This window comes from Paenibacillus liaoningensis (assembly GCF_059609455.1).
This window is the reverse complement of record NZ_JCAALU010000007.1, coordinates 177,516-189,313: the sequence shown is the minus strand read 5'-3', so window position 1 is coordinate 189,313 and position 11,798 is coordinate 177,516. Positions and strand designations below refer to the sequence as shown.

Here is an 11,798-nt window from a genome sequence, read left to right as displayed (position 1 = left end):
TAAGATGTGTTATCTATGTCAATTCAACTTTTGAGAGTCGTATTCAGATTGTATCATCGTGTCTGTTTATATGCAATATTAAAGAACCTGATATAACTAATCAGGTCCTTTTTTGATTTCCTAATATGATTAGTTGTATCAAAAAAAAGTGGACATTTCCTTTCTCTAAAACGGATGTCCACTTTTTTTGTGCGAATTCTTTCATTTAATTCTTCTATGACTATTAATGTATGATTATTGATTTACCAGTGAATATCTACGCCGCCTTCAACACGGATATCTTGCCCTGTAATCCATCTGCTATCTTCTGAGGCTAAAAATAAAATAACGGGGACCACATCGTCTTCTGGTATTCCAATTCTGTTGAAAGGACTAGATTTCGCCACTTCCGTCATAATGACATCATAAAGTTCTTTCGGAGAGTCATTTATTACCGTATCCGTTATCGCTATAGGACTTACATTGTTCACTCGAATATTATATTTTCCCCATTCAATAGCGATAGTACGAGTTAAAGCCCCAACAGCGCCTTTAGCTGCAGTATAAGATGCATATCGATCTAAACCTTGAACGGCTCTGCTTATAAAATTGATAATCGATCCACCATTTTCTTTCATCAAAGGGAAACAAAGCTGCATCATCGTCCATGTTGCATATAGTTGTGTTTTTAATGAATGATCTAAATCCTCAATCGTTTGCTCTAAAAAAGGCACCATATAGTTCGAAGAAGTGGCCCCATTAATTAATACATCTACATGGCCAAATTTCTCTTGAATGTTCTGCACAAATTCCTTCATCTGCTCTTGTTCTTTTAAGTTTGTTACTATTGCTAATACATCTGTGCCTTCTGCCTCACACAGCTTTGCCGTTTCCTTTAATTTCTCTTCTTGAATATCACAAATGGCTAGTTTTGCCCCTTCTTTGGCAAAGCGGATCGCATTTTGTTTTCCAAGTCCTGCAGCTGCTCCAGTAATCACAACAACTTTATCTTTAAATTTCACTTGCTACACCTCCGAATGTTATGAAAAACAGATCCTGTGTCCATATAAAATGACACCTTCACTGTAACAAACTTCGAAGCGGTAACATTACAAGCTTGATGCTTTTTTATATCAGATTTGCACGTGAACTTTTAGATGGTCCAAATTGGTGTAAATAAGAAATAGACCATACTTCGCCAAGGAGATGGTCTATTTCTTTTCTGAACTTACACGTTTATTTTTGGTTATTACGTGCTTCAGCCTTGATCATGTTTGAGATTTAGGCTTGAGACGGTACTGATGAGGTGTGATTCTCATTTCTCTCCGGAATATATCGGTAAAATGGCTTTGTGAGCTGAAGCCGAGCTTTTGTCCAATATCATTCAATGTCAACGAAGTATGTTCGAGAAGCTGCATAGCCGCGGAAATCCTCTCCTTACGGATGCGATCAGAAAGCGTTTCTCCCGTCTCTCGTTTATATGCATGGGAAAGATGGCTTCGGCTAAAGTGCAACGACTCCGCGATTTCGCTGACAGTCAGAGAATCGTACAGATGTTCTTTAATATAATGATGACACTTCCGAACTAACGGTGAATAGCTTTTATCCTCTTGGGCAAGCGCGACATTGCCGGCATACTCAAGGAAAACTTGTTGATGCAAATCTAATAAAGCTTGTACAGATTTGGCCTGTTGCGCCTTCAGGATATAATTACGGTAAATACCTGAAGCCTCCATATCCGACATTCCTCCGTCTACGGCAGAACGCACAATTTGAGGCCATAAAAATTGAACAACCATATAAGTAAAAGATAAATGATCGCTAAAAATCAGCTTGGTATAGGTTTGAAATTCGTGGGTATTCAGCTCACTCTCAATTTGTTTGCGACGACCGCCGCGAACGCAATCTAATAAAAACGATAGGATGGAATTTCCTTTCAGTCTCGCATACTCATCAGAAATATCGGTTTGAAAGTCCATTGCAAGCGCCTCCTCATTAAATCACTGTATCTATTCTACCAGAGAGTTGAGGAGGTTTTCATCTTAGAGAGTGTGACCATTTAAAGAGTAAATAAATGATCAGCATCGATGAAAATCGATAGGCACCTATTTTTAAACCCGCTTGAAGCATGACAACCTTATCTTGAATGTTTGACATCTACAAGTCATCCTCTTCTACCAGAAAAAGTCTAAAATTGTGCAAGTTTTATTTTGCGATTTTAAACCATGGGCCTGAAGCTTGAATCACGTTCCAAAGTTTTTCCGGAAGCTCAAGCTCACTCACCTGCGACGCTCTTATCGCGGTTTGGATCTCAGACTCTTGTCCCTGTTGAAGCTTTTCAACCCAGTCTGGATTCATGATTAACGCGTGGCCAATCGCAGCCAAGGATAATCCCTTATCTAATGCTGCTATAACATTATCCGGAGTTACCATAGTGCCAGCAGCCATTACAGGTATTCTGCCGTTTACATGTTCAACCATTAATTCAAGATAGGTTTTTTCATCTTGACTATCAACTGGCTTTGATAAATTGGCATTAACCAATGACGCATGCACATAATCAACGCCCTCTTCAATGAGGTGCTCAATCAAAGCATAGGTATCCTTCATTCTTAGACCGCCTTCTTCTGATTCGTCAGGAGAAATTCTGTAGCCGAGAATAAACGGTTTTGTTGCATGTTTTTTAATAATATTGTTCATTTCTTGAACGACTGCTAAGGGGAAACGCAAGCGATTTTCCAGTGATCCTCCCCATTGATCCTCACGCCTGTTGAAGAAAGGAGAAAAGAAGTTCTGAAGTAAAAATCCATGCGCACCATGAATTTCAACGCCATCAAACCCCGCTTCAATGGCTCGTCTTGTTGTTTCTCCAAACGCGTGAATCACTTCCAATATCTCATCGTGTGTAAGTGCTCTAGGCTTAACGGAAGGAGCAAATGCTGTGGCTTCAGTCTCTACATCGCTGGAACTAACGACCTCCCCATTTGGAGTCAATGCTGGCAGCGCTTTGTTCCCTGCGTGAAAAATTTGCAGTATAACAGGAGCTCCCCCACTTTTCGCTGCATCCGCCAATTTACGCAAACTTGGAATAAAAGTATCATCATAAGCGGCGAATTCATTCGTAAAACCAATACCGTTCGATTGGACATGTGTACATCCTGTGATAACTAAACCTACGCCATTCACTCTTTTCTTGTAATATTTCACTTCATCATCTGAAATCGTGTAATCGTCATTACTCGCCCAAGTGGTCATAGGTGCCATGACGACGCGGTTTTTGATCGTGATGCCATTTTTGAATGTAAAAGGTTCGAACAATTGATTGTATTTTGAATTCATTTCATTTCCTCATCTCATTTGATTTATTGAGAACTGATTATATTTAATTATTCCGACCTTTCTTTAAGTCCATGTGTCATTAATAAATCGAACATTCGTTTATTTTTAGCTGATTAATAATACTCCCATTTCTTATCAGTCGACTGCCTATATAATAAACGATCATTCGATTAAAATCAATGCTTTTTATCAGAGGGCAGCCATTCTACTGGAATGTTTCTCCCTCTGATGGTTTTAAATTATGCTTTTAAAGCATCCCAAGTCATTTGAATTAATTCATTCAAGCTATCTTGCTTCAACTCTATTCGACCACCAAAATGTTCTTTAACATATTGCATGGACGGGCTAAACATAAACATATGAAGCAGGCCTGTATCCACTTGTTTGAAAACATGTTGACTCTTTCCTTTTTCAAGCAAGCTAAAAATCGGCTCGAACATCTCTATTCCTTCTTTTAAAGATAACTTATGAAGAAGAGGTGAGTTTGAAAATTGTTCAATAAATAAAAATTCTTCTTTATTGGTTAAAATAAAGTTTATAAACTTTTTCAACGCATGTTCGAAAGCTGCTTGTAAAGATATTGAGTCATCATAATTATAAAACACTTCTAGACTCATCTTCTTCTTAATACTCAAATACAATTTATTCAGCATGTCCTCCTTATTTTCAAAATAAACGTAAATCGTTGAAGCAGATACGCCAGCTTTTTTCGCGATCTTGGACATCGAAGTTTCAGACAAACCATGTTCATTTATCAGGTGGATCGCTGCATTAAAAATGCTCTCACTTTTATTTTCATCTTTATGTCTCATGCGCCTATAATAAACGTTCGTTCGATTAAAGTCAATTCAAAAACCTCATCTATTGAAAGGGCCCGATCTCTCACACTACCATCTTATCGGCAGCATCTTACCTCGCATGATGAAACGTACAGCCACCTTATCCCCTTCGGCAACCATCTCCTCCAACGTCCACTTTATATCAGGGAAGCCACTTCGCATCATTCCGATGATCGCGAGATAGCCAGCTGGCCCCCGCATCGGCTCGGCCTGTCCGGGGACAAAGAAGATAGCACCCGGTGCAATAAGCTCATCAGCTAGCTTCTCGCTAGCTGTATTAATAAACTCCGTAAATCTGTGCATCTGATGTTTGTTAGTTTCAAATAACATGGTGAAACTCCTTTCTAGACTTCCATTGTTTTTAAGGCTTGGGGAAAGCTTCGTTTTTCGAAACATTTATCATCGCATGAGGGAAACTTTTCTTGAAGTACTTTTCAACTCTGGCGTGGATATCCCCACGGTACCAATCCGACAGCCCATATGCTGCAAATAATTCAGGCATTCCTAGCCGCATTGAACGCTTTCCCATCGAACCGTCCCCTATATTCAGCGTATCAATCCAAATACGATCCACTATGCCGTTCAGCAATTTAGGAAAATCAGGGGTAAACGGCAATACAGGTGAAATGGATGCCTGCGCAGCTATTCCGGATTCATATATTTCTCTTAAAGCTCTTAGGCGCAATTTGATCCCAGGCGCATACGGCGAAAAAATTTGCTTAATATCCTCTCGATCTGTTTCAATCGTCATGGATACCAGGACATCACAAGTCTTCTTTAATTTAAGTATCAAATCAAGATCCCTTGTAATGAGTGGGCTTCGTGTCTGGATTTGAAGCAGATCAGGTGGCGTTTCGAGCATCGCTTCTAAAATCCGCCTTGTAAGGGCTGCCTTCCGTTCAATTGGTTGATAAGGATCAGTAGCCGAGGACATAAAGATCTTAATCGGTTTGTTTTTTTGACGCAGCTTGATCACTTCATTCTGGTAATTTTCAGCCGCATTTGTTTTGATCTCCACCCATTCTCCCCAAGGCGTATCTTTAAACTTTTGAATCGGCATTTCTCTTACGTAACAATACCTGCATGAAAATGCGCAGCCGCTATACGGGTTCAAGGAATGGGTATATCCAATATCTAAATAACCTTTGGCTTCATTTAAAATTTTCTTGGAAATTATATCTTTCATTTCAATTGGCATTTAAATTTACATCCCTCTCTATAAGATCAGGATTGAAAAACATGGAGGTATTCCGTGTAATCGTCGTCGCTGAAGACATTAAAGATGATTTTCTCAAAATGGTGGGCATGCGTATTCAACCACTCATTGACGGTCTGGACAGCTATTCTGGACGCTTCTGGCTTAGGAAACCCAAATACCCCTGTCGAGATTGAGCAAAAAGCGACCGTTTTTATATCTTCTATTTCACTGGCCAGCTCCAAACAAGCTCGGTAACAAGCAGCTAAATCTGCCTTTTGCTGCTCTATCAATTCCGTTCCTTTGGTTACAATTGGACCTACTGTGTGCAAAACAAACCTTGCAGGCAAATTATAACCTTTTGTGATTTTTGCTCCACCTGTAGCTTCTGACTCGCCTTGATAAGTCATAATTATTTTGCAGTCTTCCCTTAACTGCGGACCTGCCGCGGTGTGAATAGCATTATCGATACAAGCATGGTATGGTTGAAAACAGCCCAACATATATTGATTCGCTGCATTGACGATTGCATCTGCACCTAGCCGTGTAATGTCGCCCTGCCATAAGCTGAATCTATCAGCTTGACTAAAGCTGCACCGGGGTACCAAAGTTGAAACGCAATCTAAATGATCCACATCAACAGTCCCTTTTTCTTTTAATTCGGTTTGCAAAAGAGCGTCTAGCTTGCTTAAAAAGTCCACTGCTAATGGTGTCGGTTCCCTGACCGTGAGAAGCCCCTTTAGTAAATTGCGTTTTTCCATATAATTAGAGGGAATCATCGTTTTCCGCACCTGCTGTTGTTCTTCCAGCAGCGTTTCTAATAAATCGTTTACCATTTGCTCTTTACGACAGAAATCATTTTGCACTGGTATATAACGGTCGTTCAATTGGATGAGAGAAGCATACTCCATTAATGTTAGTTGCACCCTTTTACATCTCCCTCAACATGTGCTTTATTTCGTAACCGCTAATACAACCTCTTGCATATCTTCGGTAAATGAGACTGTTTTAGCATTTATTTCCTGCATACCCTCTGGGTGGTCTTTGTTTAGCCGAATTAAAATAGCCTTCTCATTATGATAAGTCATTGTTTCAAATGGATAACGAATGATGCCAGGTGTATTAAACCCAACTCCCAATTCCAAAAAGACGATCTTCTTTTCTTCAGCATTCAACAAAAAATTTTTGTATGACGTATCCCGATCGTGCCACTTTTCATCCTGCACAAAATACCGGTTCATTCTTAAATTAGGATCCATCTTTCCGCCGCAGATCGGACATTTAGGTACGAGTTCTGCTGGAATTTGACAATTAACGGTCTGCTGAATCATATCCTTAACGATTTGTTCATTATAATAAAGTTTGTTATGGCAGCCTTTAGCACACTGTAGATAGCTGTAATTGCCTTGTATCTCAAATACGCGATCTGGCGGAAAGCCTCCCTTTTCAAACTGGCTTTCGACGTTGGTCGTGATGACAAAATACGGCTTGTTTTGAACCAATCGAAATAAATCCTGGTAAAGCTTGGTCGCACCCGCTTCATAGCGGCTTAAACTAATGTGCTTGGCCCAGTAAGCCCATTTCTCTTCCTCTGTTGCAAACGGATAAAAGCTGGACGTGTAAAGGTCAGTGAAGCCATACTTTTCAATAAAGGGGCCAAAATGGTCGGTAAATGGTTTCCCGCTATATGCGATGCCCGCAGCTGCCGATAAACCTGCCCCTCCGCCTAATAAAATGGTATCCGCTTCCTCCAACGCCGCTTTTGCTTTGTCCAAACGCGCACGATAACTGTCCATCATTTCGATCTCTCCTCGGTTCCTTCCAGATATGGATTGCTCTTTAGAAAATCACGGATTGATCACAACAATCTTTCCGCTTGCCTGATTACTTTCCATCAACAGATGTGCCTCATGGATTTGGTCGAGCGTAAATATTTTGGCAATCGGCGCTTTGATCTTATGCTTCTCGATAAAAGCAAACAAATCTGCAAGCAAATTTTCTTTAATGAGCTCGCTTGTAAAAGCTGTAAAATAAACGCTTGTCGGTATATGAACCAACGGTTCAAAACGTTCCATCTCCCACTCATTCCCTAATATCCCTGACATGCATAAGATGCCATACTCTGACACGAGCGACAGCGAATGTTTCAATGTTGCCTTTCCTACTAGCTCCAAAATTTTATTTGCACCTTTTGGCGCAATGGCAAACAGCTTTTCGGTTAATGATTCATCATCGAGCAGTACATAATCTGCGCCAAACTGCTTTAAAAAATCTGCTTTATTTTTATCTCGGGTGGTCGATATAACAGTTGCGCCGGTGGACTTGGCGAGCTGCAAGGCGGCCAAGCCTACAGAACTGGTTCCTCCACGGATCAGCAATGTTTCCCCCTCTCTCAGCCTTAGACATTCAAATAGCGAAGCATAAGCTGTATAATACATTTCCGGGCTTGCGGCAAGCTCTACCCAGTCCAGCTCATTTTGAATAGGGTACACTTGAGTACACGGGATAAGCGCATATTCAGCATAGCTGCCGTCAAATTCACGTCCCAGTCCTCCCATCAAAGACACAACACGCTGCCCTTTTTTATAAGAACTATCCGAAGGATCATCTATTTCCCCCGCACATTCAATTCCAATCACTCGTGGCAGTTTAACGGATGGAGAATGGCCTTGCCTTGTATACATCTCCGAACGGTTAATGCCAAATGCTTTTATTTTGACACGTACCCAGCCTGGCAGCACTTCGGGCATGGGAATTTCACACACAACCAAATCCTGAGGTGCACACGCTTTTTCTAGAACGATCGCTTTCATCGATAAAACGCTCCTTCCATACTCACTCTAAAATTTATATATTTTCTTCTCGATTTGAATCAATAAAGCATTAGCACCGATCGCCAACCCAGCGGATAATAAGCTACCCCACAACATTTTGTTAACATTCATTGTACGAAGTCCATCGAACAAAATGCTGCCTAATCCGCCTGCGTTGATGAATGCCGCGATTGTTGCCATGCCGATCGTAGACACGACTGCAAGTCTGATTCCGGCAAAAAGTGTTTTTATGGATAACGGCAGCCTGACCTGAAACAGAACTTGTATAGGGTTCATTCCGATGCCAGCAGCTGCTTCAATAATAGACGGATCGATTTCAGTTAAACCCGCAATAAAATTGCGCAATAATAAATATTGGTTGTATATGATTAGAACGATAATGGCTGTCCCTGTTCCCAATCCAGTTACCGGAATCATAATCGCGAAAAGCGCCAGACTAGGGATGGAGTAAATGACGGAAAATCCATGAAGCAGCATTTTTGAAATGATTTTCGAAGACATGGCTGCTATCGTTAAAATCGCAGCTAGTAGAACTGAAATAATCGTAGCAGCTACTACCATTTCCAAATGTTCCAGCAGTGCCTTAACCCATTTATCAGGATGGCGTATGGCATATTCAATCAAGCCAATCCCTCCCAGAAACGTTCTTGCTCTCTCGAAGAATAAAGGAGTGACGATACGAAATCATCTGCAGGATTTTTTACAATATTGCTTGGGGTATCAAATTGACATATTCGACCTTTGTTCATGATCATGACTCTGGTTCCGAGTTTAAATGCTTCGTTGATATCATGCGTGACCAAGAGAAAGGTTTTATTTAACCCGCCATGTATTCTCAAAAGCTCATCCTGCAAATTCAACCGGTTGATCGCATCGATTGCGCCAAAGGGCTCATCCAGCAGCATAATCTTGGGATCCGTCGCCAAAGCTCGAGCCAATCCGATTCTTTGCTGCTGGCCACCTGACAACTCGGACGGATAGCGATTTCTAAATTCCTGCGGCTCTAACCCTACAAGCGATAACAACTCATCTACTCTAGTATGAATTTGAGCTTTATTCCATTTCAAAAGCTTTGGCACTACCGCGATATTCTGAGCTATGGTCATGTGTGGAAATAACCCAACCTGTTGAATGACATAACCAATACGACGTCTAGCCACTACAGGGTCAACCATTGCAATATCTTCGCCAAATAGCTTTATCGTCCCCTCATTCGGTTCATAAAGACGATTTATCATTTTTAATAAGGTTGTTTTGCCAGATCCTGAAGAGCCTAAAATCGTGACAAACTCCCCCTCTTGGATCGACAAACTCACATGATCGACCACGTAATCTCCGGAATGCGAATATTTTTTACTCACCTTATTGAACTCAATTGCTGTAAGAGACATGTTCTCCTCCATGAAACCGCTTATTTAATCGATTCGTAAAAGGCTTTGGCAACGTCTTCATATTCCTCTTTATCCACATCGACTTTGGCGTTGAGCGCTGTAATGGTATTTGTATCTAATGCCGCACTTACCTTATTGATTATTTCTGCAAGGTTAGGATTAGCGGTCAATACCGTGTTCTGAATAACGGGAGCTAAATTATAAGGCGGCCATACACGCTTATCGTCTTCTAATAAGGTAAATTCATCCTTATTCACTAATTGGCCTTCCGTTGTATAAGCTGGCGCAACATCCGCTTCATTATTCCGGAGCACTGTATATTTCAAGCTATTGTCATACACTTTCGATGATTTCCAATTCATTTTTCCATATACTCTTTCTAATGCCGGGATGCCATCCTCTCGTTGGTCCACTTCTCCTTGTGAGGCAAATCGAAGCTCGGCTGCATGCTTTTGCAAATCTGAAATGGTGGTTATACCAAGCTTTTTGGATACATCGGTACGAATAACAAGTCCCGCCCCGTCGCTCGCTTGGGAGTAATTGAGCCAGGTGATTTGAAATTGTTTGTTATATTCTTCCTTCACCGTCTTATAAACTTCATCAGGATCGGTAATGAGATCCATCTTTAGTACAGCCAATAAACCGGTGCCCGTATATTCAGGATACATATCAATTTCATGATTCACGAGCGAGGTATGAATCACGGAACCTGCAATGCTAGGGACTCTTTCCACTTGAAACCCGGCATCTTCCAAAGCTAAGGCGTACAGTTCTCCAACAATTAAATTTTCCGTGAAATCCTTTGTTCCAATGCGAATCGTTGCGCTGTTGCTTGGGTTTGCGCTATTGCCTCCGCACGCCGCTATCATGAGTGCCAATACCAAAAAGGTTAGGATAACAGTGAATGGCTTCATTTTCTTCCTCATTCTCATTCCCTACTTTCTAACAAATTTATATTTGAACAAAAACCTGTCCGTGAGATCAAGGGACAATCCAGCTGCAACCGCCAGCATGGCAACCGAGATGCCGCCAACCAACAGCAAATCCATTCGATTAAGGCCTAAGCCTGTGAAAATAATTCCTCCAAGTCCGCCCGCACCGATTTTGGCAGCCAATGTCGCACTTGCAATGATTTCGATCGTTGCCGTCTTCATTCCGGCAAGAATGATGGGTGCGGCTAGAGGGAATTTGACTTTCCATAATACTTGCCGATCTGACATACCTGCTCCATAAGCTGCTTCCAATAAAAATGGAGGAACTTTCTCTAGTCCTGCAGCAGTGTTCATAAGAATGGGAGGAGTCGCTAATAAAACTAATGCGACCATTGCGGGCCCCGTCCCTGTCCCCATAATCGGGATTAATAGCAGGAGAACGGCCAAACTCGGAATAATTCGCAAAGCTTGAAACAGAGCTACCATCCATCTTTCGTATTGCTTATGCTTCACACAAAGGTGTCCGCAAGTTATCCCAATTAATGCAGACAGCAGTAGTGCCCAAAAACTAAGCTCCAAATGCGATTTTACAGAGAACCAATAGTCCTTAGAGTGATTGAAAAAATAATCAGATAGTTGCATCCATAAATTGACGCCCAATGTGACTCCCCCTCTATCCTCGAAAAGTCATCGTATAATAGCTGCGACGTTTTACGGGGATGCTAAGCGCCCATATTTAACATAAAAGTGCTCATAAACCTATTCACTCAAGCATTTAGTTTTATATAAAACTAAATCATCAAAAAAATTAGAACTCGATCTTTCGAAGAAGTTCTATGATTTGATTTTTTTCCTCAATAGCGAACTTGCTATATATTTTGTCTATTAGGGATTCAGATATTTCTTCAAAAACTTTTCTAAGATCGTATCCTTTCTCTGTAAGAGTAAGCCGATATATACGAGTATCCTTGAGATCCTTCTCTTTGCGGATGTATCCTTTCTTCACCATCTTATCAACCAAAACGGTTACCGTTGACTTGTCTCGGTCAATTAGCTTGGATAGCTCATGCATAGTAAGGCTTTCTTGCTGATACAGTCTAAACAAGATATCACCATGTGATGGCGCAATATCCTTAATATTTCTTTCTCTTAGCTCACTTTCTATAAACCGATTACCCTGACGATGGATGCGGCCAACTAAAGATAAAATGTATGTTTCATTCATGAGCTTCATTTTAGTTTTATATAAAACTTTTGTCAAGCACCGTGCTGTTGCTTAAATCAGTCAA

General features: G+C 41.0%; 14 protein-coding genes. All 14 read right to left on the bottom strand.

Features of this window, described 5'->3' with window-relative positions; all coding sequences use genetic code 11:
* Positions 1-242: 242 nt before the first annotated feature.
* Entirely contained in the window at positions 243-1,001 is a 759-nt protein-coding gene (locus tag AC6B99_RS12070; RefSeq protein WP_496663434.1) for an SDR family NAD(P)-dependent oxidoreductase, read from the bottom strand.
* A 246-nt stretch (positions 1,002-1,247) separates the two neighbouring features.
* Positions 1,248-1,958 (bottom strand): helix-turn-helix transcriptional regulator, encoded by a 711-nt coding sequence (locus tag AC6B99_RS12065; protein WP_496663433.1) that lies wholly within the window; start codon positions 1,956-1,958, stop codon positions 1,248-1,250.
* Between the two features lie 226 nt (positions 1,959-2,184).
* Entirely contained in the window at positions 2,185-3,318 is a 1,134-nt protein-coding gene (locus AC6B99_RS12060) for an NADH-dependent flavin oxidoreductase (RefSeq protein WP_496663432.1), read from the bottom strand.
* A 239-nt stretch (positions 3,319-3,557) separates the two neighbouring features.
* Positions 3,558-4,130, bottom strand: coding sequence for a TetR/AcrR family transcriptional regulator (locus AC6B99_RS12055; RefSeq protein ID WP_056040297.1), 573 nt, complete (start codon positions 4,128-4,130; stop codon positions 3,558-3,560).
* Between the two features lie 75 nt (positions 4,131-4,205).
* Positions 4,206-4,487, bottom strand: coding sequence for an ester cyclase (locus AC6B99_RS12050; protein WP_081419005.1), 282 nt, complete (start codon positions 4,485-4,487; stop codon positions 4,206-4,208).
* Between the two features lie 31 nt (positions 4,488-4,518).
* Positions 4,519-5,355: an SPL family radical SAM protein gene (locus AC6B99_RS12045; RefSeq protein ID WP_056040295.1), complete on the bottom strand. Its 837-nt coding sequence runs from the start codon at positions 5,353-5,355 to the stop codon at positions 4,519-4,521.
* Positions 5,356-5,381: 26 nt separating this feature from the next.
* Positions 5,382-6,278, bottom strand: coding sequence for a protein-ADP-ribose hydrolase (locus tag AC6B99_RS12040; RefSeq protein WP_056040293.1), 897 nt, complete (start codon positions 6,276-6,278; stop codon positions 5,382-5,384).
* 27 nt (positions 6,279-6,305) lie between these two features.
* Positions 6,306-7,151 (bottom strand): Sir2 family NAD-dependent protein deacetylase, encoded by an 846-nt coding sequence (locus AC6B99_RS12035; RefSeq protein WP_494860436.1) that lies wholly within the window; start codon positions 7,149-7,151, stop codon positions 6,306-6,308.
* A gap of 48 nt (positions 7,152-7,199) precedes the next feature.
* Positions 7,200-8,165, bottom strand: a complete 966-nt coding sequence (locus AC6B99_RS12030) for a zinc-binding alcohol dehydrogenase family protein (RefSeq protein ID WP_496663431.1) — start codon at positions 8,163-8,165, stop codon at positions 7,200-7,202.
* 27 nt (positions 8,166-8,192) lie between these two features.
* A complete protein-coding gene (locus AC6B99_RS12025) occupies positions 8,193-8,810 on the bottom strand; it encodes an ABC transporter permease (RefSeq protein WP_056040288.1) in 618 nt (205 codons plus the stop codon).
* The gene (locus AC6B99_RS12020; protein WP_494860441.1) at positions 8,807-9,577 is read right to left on the bottom strand and encodes an ATP-binding cassette domain-containing protein; all 771 of its coding nucleotides are present in this window, start codon (positions 9,575-9,577) and stop codon (positions 8,807-8,809) included. The genes AC6B99_RS12025 and AC6B99_RS12020 overlap by 4 nt, the downstream gene beginning before the upstream one ends.
* A gap of 20 nt (positions 9,578-9,597) precedes the next feature.
* Positions 9,598-10,491 carry a glycine betaine ABC transporter substrate-binding protein gene (locus tag AC6B99_RS12015; RefSeq protein ID WP_494879288.1) on the bottom strand — a complete coding sequence of 298 codons (894 nt, stop codon included), beginning with the start codon at positions 10,489-10,491 and terminating at the stop codon, positions 9,598-9,600.
* 21 nt (positions 10,492-10,512) lie between these two features.
* Complete coding sequence (locus AC6B99_RS12010) at positions 10,513-11,169, bottom strand: ABC transporter permease subunit (RefSeq protein WP_494860445.1); 657 nt, start codon at positions 11,167-11,169, stop codon at positions 10,513-10,515.
* A gap of 148 nt (positions 11,170-11,317) precedes the next feature.
* Entirely contained in the window at positions 11,318-11,770 is a 453-nt protein-coding gene (locus tag AC6B99_RS12005; RefSeq protein WP_235533262.1) for a MarR family winged helix-turn-helix transcriptional regulator, read from the bottom strand.
* Positions 11,771-11,798: the final 28 nt, after the last annotated feature.